Here is a 23,042-nt window from a genome sequence, read left to right as displayed (position 1 = left end):
GCGGGGTCCAGGCCCTCCCCACCGGAGCGGTTCCCGTGTCACGCTGCCTCGATGGAGCGGATCATCGAGGAGATACGCGAGGACCTGGCCCGGCGGATCGCCGTGGCGGCGGACCGGCTGGCCGAGCGGACCCTGGCCGAGGACCCCGCGTACGCCGCTCCGCTCGGCCGGGCCGAGCTGCGCGAACGTGCGCACCGGCAGCTGCGCCAGACCGTCGAGGCGGTGGTCCGTAGTTCCCGCGGACTGCCGGTGGACCTCACGGAGGCGCGTTCCGTCGGGACGCTGCGGGCCGAACAGGGGTTGCCGCTCTCCTCGTTGCTGCGGACCCACCGGCAGGCGGGGCGGCTGCTGTGGCAGACGCTGACCGAGGCGGTGACCGCGCACGACCGCGCCGCACTGCCGCGGCTGCTGCCCGGGGCGAGCGTGCTGTGGGACGTACTGGACCAGCAGACGGACGCCACCGCCGAGGCCTACCGGCGGGCCGAGGGCGCGAGCGGCGGCCGCGACCGGGAGCGGCGGGCGGCGCTGCTCGACGCCCTGCTCGACGGCGGGGCACCCGAGGCGGCCGCCACCGCGGCCGCCCAGCTCGGGCTGCCGGGGCAGGGGCGGTTCGCGGTGCTCGTGCTGGGCGCCGGCGCCGACCCGGTGGCCCGTCCGCCCGCTTCCGCGGCCGGGCCGCGCTTCCTGTGGCGGATCCGGGCGGACGGGGAGAGCGCGGTGGTGGAGCTGGGCCACCACCCGTTGGAGGCGGTGCGCGAGTTATTGGTACCCCTGGGCGTCCGGGCCGGTGTGAGCCCGGTGGTGGTGGCGCCCGCCGACTTCGCCCGGGCCCGGCGCCTGGCCGTCCTGGCGCTGCGCACCACGACCGGCCCGGGCAGCCCGCGCACGGCCCTGCTCGACGAGCGGCTCCCGGCGGCGCTGGTCGCGGGTCAGAGCGAGCTCGCGGGACGGCTGCGCCACGTGGTGCTGGGCCCGGTGCTGGCGCTGGCCCCGGAGGACGGCCGGGTGCTGCTGACCACGCTGGGCACCTGGCTGGCCTGCCAGGGCTCGACCACGTACGCGGCGCAGCGCCTGTACTGCCACCGCAACACGGTCTCCAACCGGCTGCGTCGGCTGGAGCAGCTGACCGGCCGGTCGCTGACCGACCCGGCCCACGTCGTGGAGCTCGCGCTGGCGCACGCCGCGGTGGTCCAGCGGGCGGCCGACGGGCAGGGCGCATCCGCGCCAAAGTCGCCGCAGTCCGCGCCGCGCCGGTCCGGGCCGGCCGGGTGATCAGCAGCGCGGTCCCGGCCGGTGGGCGGGGGACGCGATCCGGTCAGGCGGCTCCGCCCGGGTCCCGCGGGCGGCGGGGTTTCGGTCAGGCTCGGTGACGCACCGCACCGACCCCCACACCGGGAGACACCATGCCCCAGGGCTTCCTTCCCCCCACCTTCGACGAACCGACCGCCGAGCTGCTGCGCGAGCTGGAGCGCCCGGGCGGCGACGGCCGCCGGATGTTCCAGCTGCGGATCACCCCGGACGACCGGCGGATCACGTTCGAGAAGGAGATCCGGGCGCGGCACTTCGGTCCGACCAGTCCGCGCGAGGACGACCACCGGTACGTGGTGTTCAAGGACCTCTACAACGGCCGCCTCACGCTGCTGCACTGGACCCACTTCGGTGCGCCGTCCCGGCAGCCCTACGGGGAGACCACCGACTTCTTCGTCACCCTGGCCAATCACGACACGGACGTGAGCCGGGTCGACGAACTCGCGGCGGACCTCACCGGCGCCACCGCCCGTACCGCCGAGCTGAAGGCGGCCCACGAGTTCTACGCGGCGGAGCGCGAGCAGGCCCGCGCCCGTCAGATCCAGTACGAGCTGGACATGCTGCTCAGCGACGTCGCGATGCAGGCCAAGCACTACGGCGCGCAGGGCCTGGACGGACCGGCCCTGGACGAGCTGCGCGCGCACCCCTTCTACCGGCTGGCCCGCGAGCACTGCCTGCTGGTCGCGGGGGGCGATCGCGACTACAGCGCGCTCACCCACGACTCCCGGCGCCGGGACCTGCTCAAGGGGCGGCGGCCGGTGGTCCGCGCGGAGTACGGCGACCTGGTCGAGACGCAGCCCACGGAGCTGACGGCCGCGGCGCCGGACCGCCGCCACACCCGCTACGCCAACCTGTTCTGGGAGAAGCACGAGAGCGAGGGGTTCTTCGTGCTCCGCCGGTGCCCCTCGGACCACGAGTTCAGTCGGGGCGGGGTGCCCCGCCCGGCCGAGGACGGCGACAACTTCGCCACGCTCGCGCTCTCCGAGGAGCAGGACATCGCCGGGATCCGGGTGCTCCCGGACGACGGCGGGCGACTGCCGTCGGCCGACGAGAACGTGCCGCCGGCGCAGGGGCTGTCGGAGCCGTGGCCGGTGTACGGCGGGTACCCGGGCTACGGGGAGTACGGGACGTACGAGGACTTCGAGGCCTTCGGGGGCGGCGAGGCCTACGACGGATCCGGCACCTTCGCCGACGTCGTCACCCGGCGCACCGCGATGGATCCGGCCGACGGCTCGTGCCGCACCCAGCGCTCCTACCGCGGTCGGGAGAAGGTCAACGCACGCTGCCGGGTCACGATGGACCTGGCGGACCGGGACGCCGGGGAGTGGACGGTGAAGGTCGCGGTGTGCGCGGACAGCTTCGGTTGGGACGTCCTCTTCTGGGACTGGCGCGACCACCGCTACGTCGCCACCGCCGAGGTGCGCACCGAGGTCGGGTACCGCGCCCGTTACGCCTCGGACGCCCCGGCCCACACCGTCCGGCGCACCCACGGCCGGTGCGCGACGGGCGGCTACGCGGGCGAGCTGTCCTTCGCCCTGCCGGCGGACTCGGGGCGGTACGTGGTCGAGTGGACCTACGACGTGCCGTGCGACAGCCCGGACAAGAACGACGGCTTCCCCTTCGGTTTCTCGCCGAACTTCTCGCCCGACCGGCACCTGACCGCCCGGGGCACGGTCGTCGTGGACACCTCCGTCGGCTAGGGGGTGTCCGACGGCGCCCCGGGTGCCGGTTCGTCCTGCCGCGCGGACTCCAGCAGGTACGGCACGTCGATCACGGCGACCCCCGGGGTGAACAGCAGCCGCGCCTTGAGGCGCAGCGCGTTCTGGTTGTGCAGGGGCTGTTCCCACCAGTGGCCCACCACGTACTCGGGGATCACCACGGACAGCATGTCGGTGCCCTCCTGGGCGGCCTGTTCCTGGACGTACGCGAGCACCGGGCCGACAACCTCCCGGTACGGCGAATGGAGGATCTTGAGCGGGATCCCCGGGTCGTGCTCGGCCCAGGCCGTGCGGAGCCGGTCGGCGTCCTCCTCGTCGGCGGCGACGCTGACGGCGGTGAGCGTGTCGGGGCGCAGGCCCATCGCGAAGCCGATGGCCTTGAGGGTGGGGGCGTGCACGGAGGCGACCAGGACGACCACGTGGTGGCGGGCGGGCCTGCGCGGTTTGACGCCGGGGGCGACGGCCACCTGCCGGGCGACCTGGTCGTAGTGCCGCCGGACCCCCTTCATCCCGATGAAGAGCAACGGCATGGCGATGACGACGAGCCAGGCGCCGTGCGTGAACTTGGTGATCAGGACGATGACCAGGACCACGGCGGTCATCGTGGCGCCGACCGCGTTGATGGCGAGCCGGCGGTGGATGTGGACGCGCTCCTCGCGGCGGGTGTCGGCGGAGGCGAGTTCCTTGCGCCAGTGTCGGACCATGCCGGCCTGGGAGAGGGTGAAGGAGACGAAGACGCCGATGATGTAGAGCTGGATGAGGCGCGTCAGCTCGGCGTCGAAGGCGACGATGAGGGCGATGGCGGCCAGTGCGAGGAGCACGACGCCGTTGGAGTAGACGAGCCGGTCGCCGCGGTTGTAGAGCTGGCGCGGCGCGTAGCGGTCCTTCGCGAGGATCGAGGCGAGCATCGGGAAGCCGTTGAAGGCGGTGTTCGCGGCGAGGATCAGGACGCCCGCGGTGACGGCTTGGAGCAGGTAGAAGAGGAAGTCCCAGCTGCCGAAGGTGGCGCGGCCGATCTGGGCGAGGGCGGTGGAGGTGGGGGTTCCGGCGGGCAGGCCCAGCTCGGTGGGGTCGGCCGCGACGTGCACCTTGTAGGACATGGCGAGCACGGTGATCCCGACGAACATGGTCACCGAGAGGACGCCCATGGCGGCCAGGGTGGTGGCGGCGTTGCGGGCCTTGGGCTTCTGGAAGGCGGGGACCCCGTTGCTGATCGCCTCGACGCCGGTGAGGGCGGTGCAGCCGGAGGCGAAGGCGCGCAGGGCGAGCAGGACCACGGCGAGGCCCGCGTACGTGCCGGATCCGCTGATCGGCAGGTCGGCGGATTCCGCGCGGATGGTGGTGCCGGTGCCCAGCCGGACCGCGGCGACCGCGAACATGACGTAGATGACGAGGACGAAGCCGTAGGTGGGGACGGCGAAGACCCGGCCCGACTCGCGCACGCCGCGCAGGTTCATCAAGGTCAGCAGCACCACGAAGCAGACCGAGAGCAGGACCATGTGGTCGTGCAGCGAGGGGATGGCCGAGGTGATCGCGGCGACGCCGGAGACCACGGAGACGGCCACGGTGAGGACGTAGTCGACGAGCAGGGCGCTGGCGGCGGTCAGCGCGGCGGTCGGGCCGAGGTTCTCGGAGCTGACGATGTAGGCGCCGCCGCCGCCCGGGTAGGCGTGGCAGGTCTGCCGGTACGAGGCGACGACGACGACCATCAGGAAGACGATGGCGGCGGCCGCGTACCAGGCGAGGTGCAGCAGGGCCACGCCGCCGAGGGCGAGGATCAGCAGGATCTCCTCGGTGGCGTAGGCCACCGAGGAGAGCGGGTCGCTGCAGAAGATCGGCAGGGCGAGTCGTTTGGGCAGCAGGGTCTCGCCCAGCCGGGCGGTGTCCAGCGGTTCGCCGACCAGCACCCGTTTCGCGTTGATACGCCTCATTTGAGCATGATCAGCCACGATCGGAGTCTTCTGCCCGTTTTATGGCGCAGCCGGGGGACCCGGGCGCACAGCCGCGCCCGACCCCCGAACCGGCCCCGGTGGCTCACATCCGGGCGGCCGCCGACTTGATGGCCTCGCGGATGCGGACGTACGTCCCGCAGCGGCAGATGTTGGCGATCGCGTCGATGTCCGCGTCCGTGGGCGTGGCGGTCCGCTTCAACAGTGCGACGGCGGCCATGATCTGGCCCGGCTGGCAGAAGCCGCACTGCGAGACGTCCTGTTCGAGCCAGGCCTCCTGGACCGGGTGCAGGGTGTCGCCGTCGGCGAGCCCCTCGATCGTGGTGACCTCGCGACCGGCGCAGGCCTTGACGGGCACCACGCAGGGGCGGATGTCCGCGCCGTCCAGGTGGCTGGTGCAGGCCTTGCAGACGTCGACCCCGCAGCCGTACTTGGGACCGCGGATGCCGAGCAGGTCGCGCAGGACCCACAGGAGGGGCAGGTCGTCGGGTGCGTCCACGGTGACGCTCTGCCCGTTGACGGTGAAGGTGTGCGAGGGCACGGCGTACTCCTAGCGGGGGTAAGGGGTGAAGTCGACGTCGAAGTCGAGGGGGAAGCTGCGGGGCTTGGTGCCGGTGGCGCGCGCGTAGGCGTTCGCGATGGCCCCGACGGCCGCCGGTACGCCCAGCTCGCCCGCCCCGCCCGGCTGCTCGCCGGTGGCGGGCAGGACGAAGACCCGCACGTCGGGCGGGGTGTCCCGCTGGAGCGCCCAGTGGAACTGGCTGTAGCTGCCCTCCAGGGGGAGCCCCTTGTCCAGGTGCAGGCCGGCCCGCAGGGTGGTGGAGATCGCGTCGGTGAGCCCACCGATCATCTGGGCCTCCAGCCCGCGCGGGTTGACCGGCCGGCCGACGTCGACGGCGATGACCGCCTTGGTGACGCGCACGTGCTCCGGATCGCGGACGTCGATCTCGACCAGGCACGCGGTGCGGGACTTGTACTCCTCGTGGAAGGCGATGCCCTGGGCGCGGCCCGCGGGCAGGGTCCGCCCCCACTCCCCCTCGGTGGCCGCCTTGTCGAGGACCGCGCGCTGTTCGGCCGTCTTGAGGAAGGCGCGCCGGAAGGCGTACGGGTCCTTGCCGATCCGCGCCGCCAGCTCGTCCACCATGATCTCCTCGGCGCCGCGGGTGTTCGCCGAGTAGACCGAGCGCCAGGACCCGGTCGGGATGCCGGTGGGCACTTCGGTGAGCAACTGGGTGGTGAGGCCGAAGTGGTAGGGGGACTTCACGGTGGTCAGGAAGAGCGTCTGGGCCAGGGTCGCGTTGCCGATGCCCAGCGGCAGGCTGGCGGCGGTGGCAGTGATGATCTCGCCCAGGCCGTGCCGGAAGTCGGTCTCGACGGCCGCGACCCGGTGTTCGAAGCTGAGCACCTCGCCGAGCGCGTAGGTGGCGCGGATCCGGTGGTGGGTGGCCGGGCGCATCCGCCCGTGCCGGGTGTCGTCCACCCGGGTCCACATGAGCCGGACCGGGCGGCGGCAGGCCTTGGACACCCGGGCCGCCTCCAGGGCCGCATCGAAGAAGAGCCGGCGCCCGAAGGACCCGCCGGCCTGGACCACGTGCACGGTGACCTTGTCGAGCGGCAGGCCGAGCTCGGCGGCGATGGTCTGGCGGGCGACGATCGGGGACTTCAGCCCGGACCAGATCTCGGCGCGGTCCTCGCGCACGTCGGCCACCGCCGAGTTGGTCTCCATCGGGGCGTGGCTGACGAAGGCGAAGTCGAACTCGCCGTCCACGTAGGGGGTGAGCAGGGGCGGCAGCAGCGGGACCGGGTTGGCCGTCCGCAGCTTCGCCCGGACCTGCTCGTCGGAGAGCTTGTCGGCGGGCCCGGGGCCCCAGGTGACCTGGAGCGCGGCCTTCGCGTCGAGGGCCTGACCGAAGGTCTCGGCGACGACGGCGACCCCGGTGGCGACGGTGACCACGTCGAGGACGCCCGGCATCGCCTTGACGGAGGCCAGGTTGGTGACGGTGCGGACCGCAGCGCCGAAGCTGGGCGGGCGGCGCAGGACGCACGGCTTGGCCCCGGGGACGTCGAGATCGAGGGTGTACCGCTGCTTCCCCGTCACCATGGCGCGGGCGTCGATCCGGCTGGTGGGCCTGCCGATCAGGGTCTGCTTCGCCGCGGGCTTCGGGGCGGCGCCGAGGACGACCAGGCCCGGGTCGGCGGCGGCCGCGGCGAGGGCGCCGTAGCCGAGGGTGCGGCCGTCGGGCGCGCGGACGGCGCCGTCCGCCGTGGTCAGGCCCGCGGCCGGGGTGTTCCAGCGCCGGGCGGCGGCCGCGACCAGGCGGGCTCGGGCGGTCGCGGCGCACTGGCGGACCGGCCCGTAGAGGGAACGGATGCCGTTGGAGCTGCCGGTGAGCTGATTGAAGAGCAACTCCGGTCGCGCGTCGTCCAGTTCCACGCGCACGCTGGCCAGCGGGGCGTCGAGCTCCTCGGCGACCAGCATCGCGACGGCCGTGGTGAGTCCTTGGCCGACTTCTTCGCGCGGCAGCCGGAAGCGGATCGTGCCGTCGGCCTCGACGGTGAGCAGCAGCAGGGCGGAGGTCGGCGCCCCGGCCAGGATGAAGATGTCTCCGAGGTCGACCAGGTCCGCCAGGGCGGGCAGGGTCGGGATGGCGGCGTGCGCGTCCTGGGGCGCGAGGGCGTCGGCCCCGGCGCGGGTCACCAGCGCGAGGGTGGGCGCGGCCACCAGGTAGGTGAGGAAGGCCCGTCGACTGCGCCCTGTCCCGGCCCTGCCCGTCGCGCCCTCGTCGTGCGCGTCACCCGCGCCGCCCGGCCCGCCCGTGGAACCCGTCGCCCCCGATGGCCCCGTGGCCCCCGTAGCCCCTGCCGTGCCCGTCATGTGGCTCCGCCCGCCCTGTTCGCCGTACCCCACTTGGCTCATTACCGGCACGTAGAGTAGCGATCACCGCGGGCGCTGGGAAGTCGCGGCCGAGATGCGGCGTCCCCCGTTCGGGGGGCGCGCGAACCGCGACCGGACGCGGGCCGCGCCGCGGCCGGCGGCGGCCCCGCGCTCGTACGCCTCGGGCGTACGAGCGACCCCGTCGCGAGCGGCGGTGCTTTCCGGCCGCGGCGCGCCGCACCGGCCGCGCGGGCGGACCATGGAAGGAGCACCACCGGACACGACAGGACAGTGAGGAGGTGGAGCGCGGTGGCCCTGTTCATGGACGTCCATCACGGCATGCACGGCATCACCGAGGATCAGCTCTCGGCCGCCCACCGGGCGGACCTGGCGATCGAGGCGGAAGAGGGGGTGCACTTCGAGCGCGCGTGGGCCGACCCCGGGTCGGGCACGGTGTACTGCCTCTCCGAGGCACCTTCGGCCGATGCGGTCCAGCGGATCCACGAGCGGGCCGGGCACCCGGCCAGCGAGATCCACCCGGTTCCCGTCAGCGTCTGACGCGTTGACCTGAACCGTTCGCACAGCCAAGGGGGGGACGGGAGGCCTTTGGCATATGCCGCAGGCAGGAACGGCCCTGATGTTGCCAAACGGCTTACAGCCCATTGCCGTCTGTGCAACAGTCGTAACCGGTCCTTCCTTCAGACTTGGCCGTGCCGCGCCTGTATCGGAGTTCTCATGCCTCCCCACCTGTTCGCGGACCGTCCCGCGCAACCCCCCGGCCCAGGGTCGGTGGACGCGCTGATCACCCAGACCCGACGGTTGCGGGGCGACGTGGACGCGGTCCGCCGTGACACCGTCGTGGATGACGACGACGCGCAGGGACGATGGCAGCGCGCGCTGTGCGACCTCGCGGTGCACCAACTCGACGACCTCGGCGAACACTTGGGCCAGCTCAAGGAAGGGCTGCCCGCCGTCCCCGCACAGGCGCCCGGCCCGGCGGCCTTCCAGCCCGCGCCGGAACCGACGGCCGACAACCAGCAGACCCGGGTCGGCAGCGCCGAGTGGAACCTGGTCACGGACGAGGTCCGCTGGTCCGACGAACTGTTCCTGATCTTCGGCCGCTCCCCGGAGGCCGGCCCGCTCTCCCTGGACGAGCTCGGATCCACCCTCTTCGCCGAGGACCAGCCCCTGCTCACCGCGATGGTGACGGCCTGTCTGGTCGACGGCAAGGCCATCGACGGCGAGTTCCGCATCGTCCGCGCCGACGGACGCGTCCGCACCCTGCACATGCGCGGCGAGCCCGTCATGGACGACTCCGACGGGTGTACGGCGTCCATGTGGGCCGTGCTGCGCGACGTGAGCGACCTGCGGCGCAGCGAGCGCGCGGTGCGCGAGAGCCGTGACTCGCTCCAGCTCCAACGGCAGATCGCCCAGACCGAGCACCGGCTGGCGGTGGAGATCCAGGAGGCCGTGCTCCCCCCGTGGGGCGGCATGCCGCACTCCCCGCGCGCCGGCTCCGGCGCGCTGGACGTGGCGGCCCACTACCTCCCTTCGGCGACGAGCGCGCTGATCGGCGGCGATTGGTACGACGCTTTGGAACTCCCGGACGGGCGCTCGATGCTGACGGTCGGCGACCTCACCGGACACGGGGTCACCGCCACCTCCGGGATGGCGATGATGCTCGGCGCGCTGCGCGGCATGGCGATGGCCGGGATCGAACCGGGCCCGCTGATGGGCTGGCTGAACCGGTTGTTGGAGACCTCGGTCCAGCCCGCCCTCGGCTCCGCGGTGTGCTGTGGCTACGACCCCGCCGGCCGGGTGCTCACCTGGGCCCAGGCGGGTCACCCGCCCCCGCTGCTCTTCCGGGGCGGCCGCGGCCGGGCCCTGCAGCCGCCGGAGGGCATCCTGCTTGGCGCGACCTCCGGGGCGGCGTACGGGCAGCGCGAGGAACGGCTCGAGGTCGCGGACGTGCTCGTCCTGCACACGGACGGGCTGACCCCGCGCGGCCTCGGGTTCGGGCAGGCCGACGGGGCCGAGCGGCTGCTGGCGCTCGCGCCGCGGTTCGCGCGGGCCCGCTCGGCCCAGGACTGTGTCCGTGCGGTCATCGAGGAGTTCGGCGAGACCGGGCGCGAGGACGACGCCTGCGTACTGGTCGCCAGGGTAGGGGACTGAGCCCGCCGCCCACGGGGCGGCGAAGCGATGGTTCGGGGCCGCGCCGCCAGGCGCGGCCTTGGTCGTTTCCGTGATCGTGTCCGTGCTCCTCCGGGTGCGGCTGTCCGGGCATCCCCGTCAGATCTGGGTCCCCGACGCGCTGCCGGCGCCCCGGTACCCGCGCACCGTTCGTACCGGTCGGGTCGGCAGGGCCATCTTGATCTCCTGGCGCAGTTCCTCGATGCGTCCGTAGCCGGCGTACTGGCCGGTCAGCCGGTACATCTCGCGCAGCCGGTCCCAGGTGCGGTGCGAGGAGGTCTCGTTCATGGAGACCAGCGCGAGGCGTGCGTAGCGGTCGGCCTGCTCCGGGTCGTCGGCGAGGAAGCAGGCCGAGGCCATCGAGATGTAGTCGAAGATCTGCGAACGCTGGTGTCCGGCCGCGCGCAACCGCAGTGCCTCGCGCGCGTGCTGCTGGGCGATCGGGGCCGCGCTCGGATCGTGGTCGGCCAGGGTGCGGAAGGCCAGCGCCTGCATGCCGTGCAGGTCGGCCTCGTCGAAGTGCTGCATCCAACTGGGCGGCGGCACGTCGCTCTTGTCGGACACGAACAGGTCCTCGGCCTCGCCGAGGGTGCGCCGCATCGCCTGACCCTTGCCCATGGCGGCCTGCGCCCAGGCCTCGATGGTGTGCAGCATGGCGCGGGTGCGCGGCAGGGTCTCCTCGCCCGAGCCGGACTGGGCCAGCTTCATCAGGTCCAGGGCCTCGTTGGGCTTGCCCAGGTGGACCATCTGGCGCGCGGCGCGGGACAGCGCCTCGCCGGCCCGCGGCCGGTCGCCGCCCTCGCGGGCCGCGTGCGCGGCGATGACGAAGTACTTCTGCGCGGTGGGTTCGAGACCGACGTCGTGCGACATCCAGCCCGCCAGGACCGCCAGGTTGGCCGCCACCCCCCAGAGCCTGCGCTGGAGGTGGTCCGGGTGGTGGTAGGCGAGCATGCCGCCCACCTCGTTCAGCTGGCCCACGACGGCCTTGCGCTGGAGCCCACCTCCTCTGGAGGCGTCCCAGGCCCGGAAGACTTCCACGGAGCGCTCCAGCGCTTCGATCTCCTGTGAACCGATGGGCGCGGCCTCGTAGCGGTCGTAGCCCGCGGGGTCGGCCTGGAACCCGTCGCCGCCGAAGCGTGGCGCGGGGGTGGCGGGCAGGGGGTCGGAGTGCAGCCAGTCGTGCATGGCGTTGGTGAGGGAGGAGCCGGCGGTGAGCGCGGCGCCCGCGCCCATCAGACCGCGACGGTTGAGCATGAGGTCCATTCCCGTGAATTCGGTGAGGACCGCGGCCGTGCGTTCGGGCGCCCATGGCAGGCCGTCCGGGTTCTCCTTCGCCCCGTCCTGGTTCCGTGCCGATGTGCGCCGCTGCCGTACGAACCCGAGGTCCTCGATGGTCACGACACGACCGAGCCGCTCGGTGAACAGGGCTGCCAGTACGGTCGGCACCGGTTCGCGCGGGGTCTCCCCCACGTCGATCCAGCGCCGCACCCGCGAGGTGTCGGTGGCCAGCTGGTGGTGGCCCATGGCCGCCGCCTGCCGGTTGACCATCCTCGCGAGTTCGCCTTTGGACCACCCGGCCAGCCCGAACAGATCGGACAGGCGGGTGTTGGGTCCTTTGCTCACGTCAAGCCCCCAGGTTCTCGGCTGAGTTGACAGTAACCCCCCGTCAGATGCCGAGCGACTATTCGCCAGGGTTCGCCAGGGTGCGCCAGATGGTGTGCCACCCGCAGTCGGGTGTCAGGTAGGAATGCGCCTCCCCGACCCGGTCACCGGCGGAACTCCCCAGGGTGATGTACGGGATCGAGCGGGGCGGCGTACGCAACTCGTCGGCGCACGAAGGGATCCGTATCATCATGTACGCAGCAACGTCCTCCGTGTCCGCGCCCGTCCGGCCGCACCGCACCTTCCAGGCGGGCGGCGGCCCCTACCTCGAACCCGGCCGCCCCTCCAACCCGGCGCAGGCCGCCGTACGGGCACGGCGGATGCCGGGCAACGGGGGCCAGCAGATCAGCGGCAGAATCGACCTGTCGGGGCCGCAGGGGGCGCAACTGCGCACCGCGCTCGCCTCGGTGCAGCGGATCTGTCCGGAGTTCGCGCCGGTGCAGGTGCTGCGCCGCAGTGGCCGCTCGGTCCTCCTGGTGGGCACCACAGGACGGATGACGGCGGTCGCGAAGGTCTTACTGGACCACTCGCCTGAATGGCGCGAGCGGTACCGGCACGAAATAGCGTCGTACCGGGCCTTCGTCCGGCACCGCCCGCCGGTCCGGGTGCCGCGGCTGATCGCCGCGGACCCCGAGAACTGCGTACTGATCGTGGAACGGATGGCGGGCCGGGTCGCCGCTTTGCAGCGGCACCCGGTCGAGGCCCCGCCGCGGCCGGACGTACGGGCGGCGCTGGGCGCGGTGTGCCGGGTCAACCAGTGGCGGCCGCCGGGTGAGCTCTTCGGCCGGCCCCTGGAGTACGCCTCCCGGATCTCGCGCTACCACGAGCTGGGTCTGCTCACCGACCGGGACCTCGGCGACCTGCAGAAGCTGCTGCACGGGCTGAAGATGGGCGGGGTGCAGCCGCAGTTCAACCACGGCGACGCGCTGCTGTCGAACCTGCTGCTCTCCCCCGCCGGTCCGGTGCTGCTCGACTGGGAGCACGCGGGCTGGTACCTGCCCGGGTACGACCTGGCGACGCTGTGGACGGTGCTGGGCGACGCCCCGGTCGCCCGCGGGCAGATCAGCAGGCTGGCCCAGTCGGCGGGCCCGGCCTCCCGGGACGCCTTCCTGGTCAACCTGATGCTGGTGCTGACCCGGGAGATCCGGATGGCGGAGACGGCGGTGCAGCGCTCGATGGCGGCGGCCGCTCCGACCCAGCCGTTGCCCTCGGGAGCCCTGTCGAGCGGTGAGGAGCACCGCCTGCTGCTGCGCCGGCTGCACGACGACTGCGGGATGGCCCGCAGGGCGGTCCGGGCGGCGGTCGGCACGCGCTGACGCCCCGCCGGGCGGGGGTCACGAGGCCCGGGAATCCCGTGGTGCACACACTCGGTGTGTGCGCCACGGGATTTCGCACGTTCCGGGGGCACTCGCTACCCCTGCGTATGTCTTGACATCACATGATCCCCCGAACACCTTTTCTGACTCAGCATCAGAAATGCTGGAGAGCCGCCCTCCCTCCCCACACCGCTGGAGCCCGCCCATGTCCGCAAGACCGACCTCCCCTTCCCGGCGCACGGTCCTGGCCGGTACCGGCGCCGGGATGCTGGCCGCCGGCCTGCCGTCCGCCCTGGCGCGGGCCGCCGACGTGCCCCCGCTCGGCGAGTACGACGTCGTGGTGGTCGGCTCCGGCGCCTCCGGGATGACCGCCGCGCTGACCGCCGCGGGGCGCGGCCTGAGCGTGCTGGTGGTCGAGAAGGCGCCCACCTTCGGCGGCTCCGCCGCGCGTTCGGGCGCGGGCATCTGGCTGCCGAACAACTCGGTGATCCTGGGGGCGGGGGTGCCGGACACGCCGGCGAAGGCCGCCGCCTACCTCTCGGCGGTGGTGGGACCGGGCGTACCGGCCGCCCGCCAGCAGGCGTTCTTGGCGAACGGTCCGCGGATGCTGGACTTCGTCATGGCGCACAGCCCGCTGAAGTTCCGCTTCATGGACGGCTACAGCGACTACTACCCCAACCTGCCGGGCGGCCTGCCGAACGGCCGCTCCATCGAACCGGACCAGATCGACGGGAACATCCTGGGCGCCGAACTGGCCCACCTGAACCCCGCGTACCTGCCCGTCCCGGCCGGGATGGTCGTCTTCAGCCAGGACTACAAGTGGCTCAACCTGGCGGCGGTCAGCGCCAAGGGCCTGGCGATGTCCACCGAGTGCCTGGCGCGCGGCACGGCGGCCGCGCTGTGCGGCCAGAAGCCGCTCACCATGGGCCAGGCGCTCGCCACCGGCCTGCGGGCCGGGCTGCTGCGGGCCGGGGTGCCCCTCTGGCTGAACAGCCCCTTGGTGGACCTGGTGCAGGAGGGGGGTGCGGTGACCGGGGTCGTCGTCGAGAAGGACGGCGCGCGGGGCGTCGTACGGGCCCGGCGCGGCGTGGTCATCGGCTCGGGCGGCTTCGAGCACAACGCCGAGATGCGGGCGCAGTACCAGCAGCAGCCGATCGGCACGCAGTGGTCGGTGGGTGCGAAGGAGAACACGGGCGACGGCATCCGGGCGGGCAGCCGGGCCGGGGCGGCGCTCGCGTTGATGGAGGACGCCTGGTGGGGACCGTCGATCCCGCTGCCGGGCGAGCCGTACTTCTGCCTGGCCGAGCGCACCCTGCCCGGCGGCCTGATCGTCAACGGGGCCGGGGCGCGGTTCGTCAACGAGGCGGCCCCGTACAGCGACGTGGTGCACGTGATGTACGAGAAGGACCGCGGCACGGGCTCGCACATTCCGGCGTGGCTGATCGTGGACCAGAACTACCGCAACAAGTACCTGTTCAAGGACGTCCTGCCGACGATCGTCTTCCCGGACTCCTGGTACGAGTCCGGCGCGGCGAAGAAGGCGTGGTCCTGGGACGCCCTGGCGGGGCAGATCGGGGTGCCGGCGGCCGCGCTGCGGGCCACGCTCAACCGGTTCAACGCACAGGCGTGGAGCGGGACCGACCCCGACTTCCACCGGGGGGACACGGCCTACGACCACTACTACACGGACCCGGGCGTGCACCCGAACTCCTGCCTGGCCCCGGTGTGGGCGCCACCGTTCTACGCGTTCAAGATCGTCCCCGGTGACCTGGGCACCAAGGGCGGCATCGTGACGGACGCGCGGGCGCGGGCACTGCGGGAGGACGGCTCGGTGATCCGGGGCCTGTGGGCCGCGGGCAACGCGAGCGCGGCCGTGATGGGACACAGCTACGCGGGGGCGGGTTCGACGATCGGGCCGGCGATGACCTTCGGCTACGTGGCGGCGAACGACATCGCGGACGCGTAGCGGTGGCGGCGGCCCGGGACCGCGCTGCGGCGGCTCCGGGCCGCCGCTCGACGACTCAGGGTCGCCCCGCGACGGTGCGGGCGCGTCCCCCCGGGGGGCCTCTCGGGGCCGGGTGCGGCTCCGTCTGCCCTCCGGGGGCGCCTCAAACGCCGGCGGGGCTGGATTTCGGCGGGCTCAGCCCTGCTGGAACAGTTCCGCGGGGAGCGGCTTGAGCAGTGCGTAGAGGTCGTCGGTGATGGGGCGGTCCCAGCTGGCGATGGTGACCAGCACGTTGTCGCTGCGGTCGAACTGCACGCAGGAGATCCGGGACTCGGACAGCTTCACCTTGCGGACGATGAGGAGGTTGTCGCCCTGCATGACGGGGCAGTCCTCGGCGCCGGTGACCTCGACGTCCTCGTCGTTCTCCAGGGCGAGGAGGAGCTGGGCCACCTCGAAGGGGACCTCCTTGTCGGCGAGCTCCCGGGCCGGGGAGCCCTCGGGGAGGTTGCCGATGATCATCGCGGGGCCGCGGCCGCCGAAGAGGTCGTAGCGCAGGAAGACACCCTGACAGCTGCCGTCGGGAGCGGGGAGCAGCCCGGCCCCGAGGTTGCCCGGCCAGTCGCCCGGGTCCATGGCCAGGACATCGAAGTCCGGGCCCGCGGGAGTGGCGGCGCTGCGGCGGCGGAGGAAGGACATGTGGCCATGGTACGTGGCCGCATGGGTTTTCCGCCCCGGGCCCCCGCAGCGCCCCCGAACCCCCGTTCGCAGCCCCCCGGGGGCACCCGGGGGCACCGCACCGTCACGAGCCGGACCGCGCCGTGACCGGGGCGCGCCCGGCGGTGGCGACGGCCGCCCCGACCGCGGCGGCCACGCCGTCGGCCCCGCAGGACAACGCCACCGCCGCGGCCCGCTCCAGCAGCGCCGGGTCCCGCCGGGCCACCCCCAGGTCCAGGAGCGAGCGGCACAGCTCGTACCCGGCCGGAGAGCCGCTCAGCAGGGCCACCGACTCCTCCAGCAGTTCCACCCGCCGGGAGCGCGGCCCCACCTGCGCCGCCACCCGCAGGGCCTGCCCGACGGCCGACGGCGCCCCGAAGACCCGGGCCCGCCGGAGCGCGTCGGCGGCCAGCGCGCGGGCGCGGGCCGGTTCCTCCGGCGCCACGGCCAGGGCGAGGTGCAGCTGCCAGGGGCACCAGGCCGGGTTCTGGATGCCGCGCGGGGTCAGCCGCCGGTCCACCGCCTCCAACTCCGCGATCGCCGCCGCCGTGTTGCCCCGGGCCAGCAGCAGTTCCGCGTACACGGTCTGGGAGTCGGGGAAGACCACGGCCGCCGGGAACGGCTCCGCGAACTCGTGTGCGCGGGCCAGGTCCCAGGCCTCCTCGGCGCGGCCGCGGGCCAGCAGGGTCTCGACCAGGATGGCGATGGCGTACCAGTGCACGGGGGTGCGGCGGCCCACCCGCTCGGCGAGCCGCAGTCCGGCCCGGGCCAGCTCCTCGGCCTCCACCAGGCGCCCGGAGCGGTAGCGGATGTAGGCGCGCAGGCTGTAGGCGAAGGACAGGTGCGCCCCGCGCCAGCCCTGGCGCTCGAATTCGGCGGTGCCCGCCTCGAAGAGCTCCTCGGCGCGCTCGGGCCGGTCGGCGTACATGTGGGCCATCGCGGCCAGCACCGGGACCTCGAACCCGCGGTCCTCGTGGGCCCAGCTGAAGCCGTCGGCCAGGGCGCGCCCGGCGTGGTGCAGGACCACGTCCACGGGCTCGCCGCGCAGCGTCGCGTCCCAGGCGCGCAGTCCGATCACGTACCGCTCGGTGAGGTCACGGCCGGTGAGCCGGTCGGCGAGCCGGGCGAGGCGGCGGGAGCGCGCCGGGGAGTCGGGTTCGGCGGCGTTGAAGGCGCCCCACATGAACTGCTCGGACTGGAGCCGCAGCCGGCCCCGGACGTCGGGGGTGTGCGGGATCTCCCGGGCCAGCGCGTCGCAGGCCTCGGCGAGCCGGTCGCTGTGCGCGAGCACCTGGGCGAGCCGGATCACGATGCCCTGGCGCAGCGCCGGGTCCAGGGCGGGTTCGGCGAGGGCGGCGCGCAGGTGGTTCACGGTGTTCGCGGGTTCGGTGAGCAGCGAGGCGCAGCCCAGTTCGTACAGGACGGCGGCCCGCTCGTCGAAGTCCGGGGGTTCGCGCAGGGCGCGGGCGAGCTGGCGGCGGGCGGCTTCGGGCGCTCCGGCCCGCAGGTTCTCGCGGGCGGCCTCGCGCAGCGTGCGCACCACCCAGGGGTCGTTCTCGGGGTGGGCCTCCAGGAGGTGGCGGGCGGCCGCGGAGGCGCCCAGGCCGCCGTCGACTACGGCCACCGCGGCCTGACCGTGCAGGGCGACCCGCAGGCCGTCGGGGATGGCCCGGTAGATCGCGGTGGCGATCAGCGGGTGGACGAATTCGAGACCGCCGTCGGGCTCCGGACCCCCGTCGGCTCCGGGACCGCCCTCCTGCTCGGCCGCGGCGCAGAGGATGCGGGCGCCGCGCAGCCGTTCGGTGGCGTCGACGGCCACTTCGGTGCCGAGCCCGGCCACCCGGGCGGCCAGGTCGCGCGGGATGGCCGTGCCGAGGACGGAGCAGGCCCAGGCGAAGCGGACGGTGGAGGGTCCGAGTCGTTCGAGGCGGGTCACCAGGCCGCTGCCGCGCTGGGCGGCGGCGAGGTCGCGCAGCAGCGGGGCGCTGGATTCGACCGGGGCGAGGCCGCGGTCGTGGACCTTGGCGCTCAGCTCGACGGCCTCGAAGGGGTTGCCCGCGGTGACCGCCCAGGCCTCCCGGCAGAAGGCGTCGTCGGCGTGGTCGCCGACCTCGTCGCGCAGGAGCCGGCCGACGGCGGCCGCGGTGAGCGGGGCGAGGGTGAGCGGGCGTCTGCCCGCGCGGCCGGGCAGGGTGCGGAACGCCTCGGCGTGGAAGGGCAGTTCGTCGGGGCGGTAGGCGACGACGAGGAGCAGCGGGAGCTGCTCGGTGCGGGGTGCGAAGGCGGCGAGCCAGCCGAGCGACTCGGGGTCCGCCCAGTGGGCGTCGTCGAGGACCAGGACCACCGGGGCGCGCTGGACGGCGAGGTGGGTGAGGACCCAGTCGAGGCCGTCGCGCAGGCCCTGCGGGTCGGGGGGCGCGCCTTCCTCGGGGGCGCAGAGCCCGAGGGCGGGGCCGACGATGGCGTACCAGCTGCCGAGGGCGGCGCGCAGTTCGGCTTCGGAGCGGCCGGCCAGCTGGGGCTGGATCAGTTGGCGGGCGACGTGGAAGGGCTGGCCATGTTCCCGTTCGCCGCCGCGGGCGGCCAGCAGGGTGCAGGCGCGGGCGCGGGCCCGCCGGCGCACCTCGGCGAGCAGGGTGGTCTTGCCGAGTCCCGCGGGGCCGGAGAAGGCGAGGAGCGCGCCGCCGCTCGCCCCGTGGCCCGAGCCGGCCCTGGCTCCGTAAGTCACTGCGGGACCGCTGCCGGGTCGGGCTCCGGCGAGCTGGTCCAACGCCTCGTCCACGAGGGCCAGTTCGACATCTCGTTCGAACAATACGCGCCGCATGCGGGTCCGGCGTTCCGTCATGACTGGTACCCCCCAGACCTGTTCGGGGGATCAGCGTACGCCCGCTTGAGCTCGAAGGAAGCCCGCGGTTCGGGAAAGATCGAAATCTTATCCGTACGGCGTTATTCAGCCGATTCGGCGGCCAGCGCCTCCAGTACCGCGACCGCCTCCGCGGCCCGCTCGACGGCCACGAAGAGGTGGTCGTGGTGGTATCCGGCGATCACGTTGCAGCTGAGGCCGTGCGCGGCGAGGGCCGCGGCGAAGGCTCCGGTCAGGCCGACGGCATCGAGGGCGGAGTGGACGCGCAGGGTGATCCACCCGGCCACGTAGTCGTACGCCAGTCCGGCGCCGTCCGCCTCCTCCTGGCGCAGCACCAGGGTCAGGCCCTCGGACTCCAGCACGGTGGCCACCGGGGTGACCCCGGCCGGGGCCGCCGGTCCCGGGACGGTGCAGAAGACGTACCGCCCCTCGTTCAGCTCGGGGCGCATGCCGCTCAGCAGTTTCCTCAGGTCGCTCTCTCCGCTCATGCCCGCACCCTACCTTTCCTCCCGCTATGACCGGTTCGGCAGCCCTGGCGGAGGGGCATGGGGCTCGGTCGCGGTGGCATGGAGGGCGGCGGCGCGGCGGCGCGGGACGGCTCCACCGGGGCTGCGGCACGCGCCCCGGTGGTGCGCCGTCCGTGGCTACGTCAGGTCGAACTCGCCGCCGCGCGCGTTCAGGACGAACTTGCGCCACTCGTCCGGCGCGAAGATCAGCGAGGGGCTCTCGGGCCGCCCGCTGTTGCGCATCGCGATGAAGCCCTCGACGAAGGCGATCTGGACGTCACCGGCTCCCCGGCTGCTCGACTGCCACTGCGCCCCGCTGAGATCGATTTCCGGCTTGTCCCAGCCGGCATAGGGCTTCGAAGTCATGCTCTCGGCCACGTGCGTGCTCCTCCCGGTACGTCGTCCGGGGGCAAGGTTAACCACCACCGGCCGTGCCGGACAGGCCGCGGTGCGTCACCGCGCGGCCCGTCCGGCTCCGCTGTCCGGAAACCGATTTCCGCTCCGGGTGCCTCAGTTGGCCGGTTCCTCCGCTCCCACCAGCCACATCGCGAAGAACTGCGCACCGCCGCCGTAGGCGTGCCCCATCGCCCGCCGCGCCCCGTCCACCTGGTGTTCTCCGGCCTGTCCCCGCACTTGGAGGGCGGCCTCCGCGAAGCGGATCATGCCGGAGGCGCCGATGGGGTTGGTCGACAGGACGCCGCCCGACGGGTTCACCGGGAGGTCGCCGTCGATCTCGGTGACCCCGGCCTCGGTCAGCTTCCAGCCTTCGCCCTCGTCGGCGAAGCCGAGGTTCTCCAGCCACATCGGCTCGTACCAGGAGAAGGGCACGTACATCTCCACCGCGTCGATCTCCCGGCGCGGATCGGTGATGCCGGCCTGCCGGTAGACGTCGGCCGCGCAGTCCTTGCCCGCCTGCGGCGAGACGAAGTCCTTGCCCGCGAAGAGCGTGGGCTCGCTGCGCATCGCCCCGCCGTGCACCCAGGCCGGCGGCTTCGGCGCACGGGCCGCGCCCTCCCGGTCGGTGAGGATCATCGCGCAGGCGCCGTCCGAGGAGGGGCAGGTCTCGGAGTAGCGGATCGGGTCCCACAGCATCGGCGACGCCTGGACCTTCTCCAGGGTGATGTCGTGCTCGTGCAGGTGCGCGTAGGGGTTCTTGAGCGCGTTGCGCCGGTCCTTGTACGCGACGAGCGAGCCGACCGTGTCGGGCGCGCCGGTGCGCCGCATGTACGCGCGCACGTGCGGGGCGAAGAAGCCGCCCGCGCCCGCCAGCAGCGGCTGCTGGAAGGGGACCGGCAGGGAGAGTCCCCACATGGCATTGGACTCGGACTGCTTCTCGAAGGCGAGGGTCAGCACGGTGCGGTGGACCCGGGCCGCGACCAGGTTGGCCGCGACCAGCGCCGTCGAGCCGCCCACCGAACCGGCCGTGTGCACCCGCAGCATCGGTTTGCCGACCGCCCCCAGGGCGTCCGCCAGGTACAGCTCCGGCATCATCACGCCCTCGAAGAAGTCGGGGGCCTTGCCGATGACGACGGCGTCGATGTCCGCCCAGGTCAGACCGGCGTCGGCCAGGGCGCGCACGGCCGCCTCACGGACCAGGCCGGCGATGGAGACGTCGTGGCGGGCGGCCACGTGCTTGGTCTGGCCGATGCCGACGACGGCGACCGGCTCCTTGCCCGTTGCGCTCATGCTCGGTCCCCTTCCAGGACGGCGACCAGGTTCTGCTGGAGGCAGGGGCCGGAGGTGGCGTGCGCGACGGCCCGGTCGGAGGCGCCTCGGTGGATCCGGGCGGCGGCCTCGCCGATCCGGATGAGTCCGGCCGCCATCATCGGGTTGGCCGCGAGCGCCCCGCCGGAGGGGTTGACGCGCACGTCGTCGCCGAGCCCGAGGGCCTTGCGCAGCACCACCTCCTGGGAGGAGAAGGGCGCGTGCAGCTCCGCCGTGTCGACGGGCGCGTCGAAGAGACCCGCGCGCTCGGCCGCGATCCGGGTGGAGGGGGAATCGGTGAGGTCGCGCAGGCCCAGGCTGTGCGCCTCGATGCGGTGGTCGATGCCGGTGATCCAGGCGGGGCGGGCGCACAGGGCGCGCGCCGTGTCACCGGCCGCGAGGATCACCGCGGCCGCGCCGTCGCCGATGGGCGGGCAGTCGCCCGTGCGCAGCGGCCTGACCTGGTAGTCGCCCTGCGGGACGGAGCCGCCGAGCTGGGCGTGCGGGTTGTCCGCGGCGGCCGCCCGGCTGCGGGCCGCGATGGCGGCCAGCGCCGCCTCGTCGGTCTCGCCCGCGTCGATCAGCGCCTGCGCCTGGAGGGCGGCCAGGGCCACCGAGTCGGGCCAGAGGGGGGCGAGGTAGTACGGGTCGAGCTGGCGGGTCAGTACGTCGCGCACGGATCCCGGCGAGGACTTCCCGTAGGAGTAGACGAGGGCGGTGTCGGCCTCGCCGGTGCGGATCTTCACCCAGGCCTCGTAGAGCGCCCAGGCGCCGTCCATCTCGACGTGCGACTCGGAGATCGGCGGCCAGGCGCCGACGCCGTCGAGGGTCATGGTGAACGAGAAGGCCCGGCCCGCGAGGTAGTCGCTGGATCCGGAACAGGTGAAGCCGATCTCCCCCGCCTTCAGCCCGGTCTGGGCGAGGACCTGGTGGAGGACCGGCATGACCATTTCGACTTCGCTCAGTTCGTCGGTGCGGCGCAGGTGGTCGCTCTGCGCGAAGGCGACGACCGCGACGTCGCGGGACGCGCGTGCGTGGGCCATCAGATCAGCTCCTTGTACACGTCGTAGTCGGCGTCGGGCTCGCCCGTGGGCCGGTAGTGGTCGGGGTGGCCGCCGCCCTCGGTCCAGACCGGCTCCACGCGCAGGCCCATCCGGACCTGGTCGTAGGGGATGCCGCCGATCCGGCCGTGGAGGGCGAGCCCGGCGCCGTCGAGGGCGATGTGCGCGTAGACGTACGGAACCTCGATGTCGAGGTTGCGGGCCTTGATGTTGACGATGCAGTAGGTGGTGACGGTGCCCGCCGGGCCGACCTCGACCCGGTCGGTGGTCGCGACGCCACAGGTGGGGCACGCGCCGCGCGGCGGGACGTACACCTTGTGGCAGGAGGGGCAGCGCTCGCCGACGGTGCGGCGCTCGGCGAGGGCGTTGATGTACGCGGTCTGGGCGCGGCCGGGGCTGTAGACGTAGTCGAGGCGGGCCTGGGCGACGATGCCGGTGACGGCGTCCTCGAAGACGCCGTCGTGCGGCCGTCCCCCGGGGGCGGCGTCCTGCGCCGCGTCGTCGTACGGCTCGAAGCAGGCGATGTCGGTGATGGCCCCGGTGCGCTCCGCGGCCCACCGGACCCGGACGCGCATCCCGCTGTGGACGGCCTCGGGGCCGGACGCGTCGAGGGCGTGCAGCAGGGCGGTGTCGGCGCCGTCGAGCCGGACGAGCACCCAGGCGAAGGGGGTGTCGAGCGGCTGCTGGGGGCGGGGGGCGGCGTTCCAGGACCAGGTGGTGACGGTCCCGGTGGCGCCGACCTCGACGAGGTCGCGGATCTCCTCGGCGGTGACCGGGTCGTACTCGACGGGCGGCACCATCACCCGCCCGTCGGTGGTCCTCACCCCGAGCACGACGCCCTCGCGCAGCCCGGTGAGGAAGGCGCTCTGGACGGGCCCGAGGGAGCGGGTGAAGGGGAACTCGACGACGAGGGGCGCGCGCAGCACTTCCGGTGTGGGGGCGGCTGTCATGGGGTGCTCTCCGATTCTCCGGGGCCGATCCCCTGCGGGGGGCTGGGCGGTCCGGTGCGGGTGTTGTGGTGCGGCTCCCCTGCGGGGGACTGGGCGGTCCGGTGCGGCGGGCCCTCGCGCGGGCGGTGGGGGATCGACCGGTCCCCGGTACGGGTCAGGCCCGGTACGGGTCGGGCTCCGGGCCCACGGCGCGGGCGTCCCCGCTCGCGGGACAGGCTCGTCCGCCGACGGGCCCGATTGCTGTAGGGCCCCCTCTTAGGACGGTCCCGAACTCCGTGCCG

At 73.6% G+C, this 23,042-nt stretch carries 17 protein-coding genes; 6 read left to right on the top strand and 11 right to left on the bottom strand.

Annotated features, from left to right (window positions below):
* Window positions 1-51: 51 nt before the first annotated feature.
* Together ACIBEA_RS34840 and ACIBEA_RS34835 are read left to right on the top strand one after the other, a co-directional pair.
* Window positions 52-1,272 (top strand): PucR family transcriptional regulator, encoded by a 1,221-nt coding sequence (locus ACIBEA_RS34840; RefSeq protein WP_399267193.1) that lies wholly within the window; start codon window positions 52-54, stop codon window positions 1,270-1,272.
* 131 nt (window positions 1,273-1,403) lie between these two features.
* Window positions 1,404-3,008, top strand: coding sequence for a hypothetical protein (locus ACIBEA_RS34835; protein WP_399267192.1), 1,605 nt, complete (start codon window positions 1,404-1,406; stop codon window positions 3,006-3,008).
* Here the strand turns inward: ACIBEA_RS34835 and ACIBEA_RS34830 are convergent.
* From ACIBEA_RS34830 to ACIBEA_RS34820, 3 genes are all read right to left on the bottom strand, one after another.
* Window positions 3,005-4,957: an APC family permease gene (locus tag ACIBEA_RS34830; RefSeq protein WP_399267191.1), complete on the bottom strand. Its 1,953-nt coding sequence runs from the start codon at window positions 4,955-4,957 to the stop codon at window positions 3,005-3,007. The genes ACIBEA_RS34835 and ACIBEA_RS34830 overlap by 4 nt on opposite strands.
* A 103-nt stretch (window positions 4,958-5,060) precedes the next feature.
* Window positions 5,061-5,516 (bottom strand): (2Fe-2S)-binding protein, encoded by a 456-nt coding sequence (locus ACIBEA_RS34825; protein WP_399267190.1) that lies wholly within the window; start codon window positions 5,514-5,516, stop codon window positions 5,061-5,063.
* Between the two features lie 9 nt (window positions 5,517-5,525).
* The gene (locus ACIBEA_RS34820) at window positions 5,526-7,850 is read right to left on the bottom strand and encodes a molybdopterin cofactor-binding domain-containing protein (protein ID WP_399267189.1); all 2,325 of its coding nucleotides are present in this window, start codon (window positions 7,848-7,850) and stop codon (window positions 5,526-5,528) included.
* 309 nt (window positions 7,851-8,159) lie between these two features.
* Between ACIBEA_RS34820 and ACIBEA_RS34815 the strand changes: the two genes are divergently transcribed.
* Together ACIBEA_RS34815 and ACIBEA_RS34810 are read left to right on the top strand one after the other, a co-directional pair.
* The gene (locus ACIBEA_RS34815; protein WP_385778938.1) at window positions 8,160-8,408 is read left to right on the top strand and encodes an SCO4226 family nickel-binding protein; all 249 of its coding nucleotides are present in this window, start codon (window positions 8,160-8,162) and stop codon (window positions 8,406-8,408) included.
* A 177-nt stretch (window positions 8,409-8,585) separates the two neighbouring features.
* Complete coding sequence (locus ACIBEA_RS34810) at window positions 8,586-10,022, top strand: PP2C family protein-serine/threonine phosphatase (protein ID WP_399267188.1); 1,437 nt, start codon at window positions 8,586-8,588, stop codon at window positions 10,020-10,022.
* 117 nt (window positions 10,023-10,139) lie between these two features.
* Here the strand turns inward: ACIBEA_RS34810 and ACIBEA_RS34805 are convergent, their stop codons facing one another.
* Window positions 10,140-11,663: a hypothetical protein gene (locus ACIBEA_RS34805; protein WP_399267187.1), complete on the bottom strand. Its 1,524-nt coding sequence runs from the start codon at window positions 11,661-11,663 to the stop codon at window positions 10,140-10,142.
* A 230-nt stretch (window positions 11,664-11,893) separates the two neighbouring features.
* On the opposite strand from ACIBEA_RS34805, the gene ACIBEA_RS34800 reads away from it, so the two are divergent.
* On the top strand, window positions 11,894-13,018 hold the full coding sequence (locus tag ACIBEA_RS34800; protein ID WP_385778944.1) for an aminoglycoside phosphotransferase family protein: 1,125 nt from the start codon (window positions 11,894-11,896) through the stop codon (window positions 13,016-13,018).
* 265 nt (window positions 13,019-13,283) lie between these two features.
* The gene (gene kstD / locus ACIBEA_RS34795; RefSeq protein ID WP_399267256.1) at window positions 13,284-14,984 is read left to right on the top strand and encodes a 3-oxosteroid 1-dehydrogenase; all 1,701 of its coding nucleotides are present in this window, start codon (window positions 13,284-13,286) and stop codon (window positions 14,982-14,984) included.
* 174 nt (window positions 14,985-15,158) lie between these two features.
* Here kstD and ACIBEA_RS34790 read toward each other — a convergent pair whose 3' ends face one another.
* The 7 genes from ACIBEA_RS34790 to ACIBEA_RS34760 form a co-directional block, all read right to left on the bottom strand.
* On the bottom strand, window positions 15,159-15,659 hold the full coding sequence (locus ACIBEA_RS34790; RefSeq protein WP_354384530.1) for a hypothetical protein: 501 nt from the start codon (window positions 15,657-15,659) through the stop codon (window positions 15,159-15,161).
* A gap of 103 nt (window positions 15,660-15,762) precedes the next feature.
* Window positions 15,763-18,501, bottom strand: coding sequence for an ATP-binding protein (locus tag ACIBEA_RS34785; protein WP_399267186.1), 2,739 nt, complete (start codon window positions 18,499-18,501; stop codon window positions 15,763-15,765).
* Between the two features lie 122 nt (window positions 18,502-18,623).
* Window positions 18,624-19,028 carry an ACT domain-containing protein gene (locus tag ACIBEA_RS34780; protein ID WP_399267185.1) on the bottom strand — a complete coding sequence of 135 codons (405 nt, stop codon included), beginning with the start codon at window positions 19,026-19,028 and terminating at the stop codon, window positions 18,624-18,626.
* 156 nt (window positions 19,029-19,184) lie between these two features.
* Entirely contained in the window at window positions 19,185-19,412 is a 228-nt protein-coding gene (locus ACIBEA_RS34775) for a DUF397 domain-containing protein (protein ID WP_399267255.1), read from the bottom strand.
* 144 nt (window positions 19,413-19,556) lie between these two features.
* Window positions 19,557-20,732 carry a thiolase domain-containing protein gene (locus ACIBEA_RS34770; RefSeq protein WP_399267184.1) on the bottom strand — a complete coding sequence of 392 codons (1,176 nt, stop codon included), beginning with the start codon at window positions 20,730-20,732 and terminating at the stop codon, window positions 19,557-19,559.
* On the bottom strand, window positions 20,729-21,793 hold the full coding sequence (locus tag ACIBEA_RS34765; protein ID WP_399267183.1) for a thiolase domain-containing protein: 1,065 nt from the start codon (window positions 21,791-21,793) through the stop codon (window positions 20,729-20,731). Before ACIBEA_RS34765 ends, ACIBEA_RS34770 begins: the two co-directional genes overlap by 4 nt.
* Entirely contained in the window at window positions 21,793-22,761 is a 969-nt protein-coding gene (locus tag ACIBEA_RS34760; RefSeq protein ID WP_399267182.1) for a Zn-ribbon domain-containing OB-fold protein, read from the bottom strand. Before ACIBEA_RS34760 ends, ACIBEA_RS34765 begins: the two co-directional genes overlap by 1 nt.
* Window positions 22,762-23,042 lie beyond the last annotated feature (281 nt).

This window comes from Streptomyces sp. NPDC051555, assembly GCF_044454405.1.
In the GTDB taxonomy this organism is placed as follows: domain Bacteria; phylum Actinomycetota; class Actinomycetes; order Streptomycetales; family Streptomycetaceae; genus Streptomyces.
Note: the sequence above shows the minus strand (reverse complement) of the source record. Positions and strands in the feature narration are given on the sequence as shown.

What these genes read in the sequence shown, in the direction of transcription:
- ACIBEA_RS34800 (WP_385778944.1), top strand. Translation starts at nt 11,894, where the DNA reads ATGTACGCAGCAACGTCCTCCGTGTCCGCGCCCGTCCGGCCGCACCGC.
- ACIBEA_RS34830 (WP_399267191.1), bottom strand. Translation starts at nt 4,957, where the DNA reads ATGAGGCGTATCAACGCGAAACGGGTGCTGGTCGGCGAACCGCTGGAC.
- ACIBEA_RS34775 (WP_399267255.1), bottom strand. Translation starts at nt 19,412, where the DNA reads ATGACTTCGAAGCCCTATGCCGGCTGGGACAAGCCGGAAATCGATCTC.
- ACIBEA_RS34810 (WP_399267188.1), top strand. Translation starts at nt 8,586, where the DNA reads ATGCCTCCCCACCTGTTCGCGGACCGTCCCGCGCAACCCCCCGGCCCA.
- ACIBEA_RS34840 (WP_399267193.1), top strand. Translation starts at nt 52, where the DNA reads ATGGAGCGGATCATCGAGGAGATACGCGAGGACCTGGCCCGGCGGATC.
- ACIBEA_RS34785 (WP_399267186.1), bottom strand. Translation starts at nt 18,501, where the DNA reads ATGCGGCGCGTATTGTTCGAACGAGATGTCGAACTGGCCCTCGTGGAC.
- kstD (WP_399267256.1), top strand. Translation starts at nt 13,284, where the DNA reads ATGCTGGCCGCCGGCCTGCCGTCCGCCCTGGCGCGGGCCGCCGACGTG.
- ACIBEA_RS34770 (WP_399267184.1), bottom strand. Translation starts at nt 20,732, where the DNA reads ATGAGCGCAACGGGCAAGGAGCCGGTCGCCGTCGTCGGCATCGGCCAG.
- ACIBEA_RS34765 (WP_399267183.1), bottom strand. Translation starts at nt 21,793, where the DNA reads ATGGCCCACGCACGCGCGTCCCGCGACGTCGCGGTCGTCGCCTTCGCG.
- ACIBEA_RS34760 (WP_399267182.1), bottom strand. Translation starts at nt 22,761, where the DNA reads ATGACAGCCGCCCCCACACCGGAAGTGCTGCGCGCGCCCCTCGTCGTC.
- ACIBEA_RS34835 (WP_399267192.1), top strand. Translation starts at nt 1,404, where the DNA reads ATGCCCCAGGGCTTCCTTCCCCCCACCTTCGACGAACCGACCGCCGAG.
- ACIBEA_RS34820 (WP_399267189.1), bottom strand. Translation starts at nt 7,850, where the DNA reads ATGACGGGCACGGCAGGGGCTACGGGGGCCACGGGGCCATCGGGGGCG.
- ACIBEA_RS34780 (WP_399267185.1), bottom strand. Translation starts at nt 19,028, where the DNA reads ATGAGCGGAGAGAGCGACCTGAGGAAACTGCTGAGCGGCATGCGCCCC.
- ACIBEA_RS34790 (WP_354384530.1), bottom strand. Translation starts at nt 15,659, where the DNA reads ATGTCCTTCCTCCGCCGCCGCAGCGCCGCCACTCCCGCGGGCCCGGAC.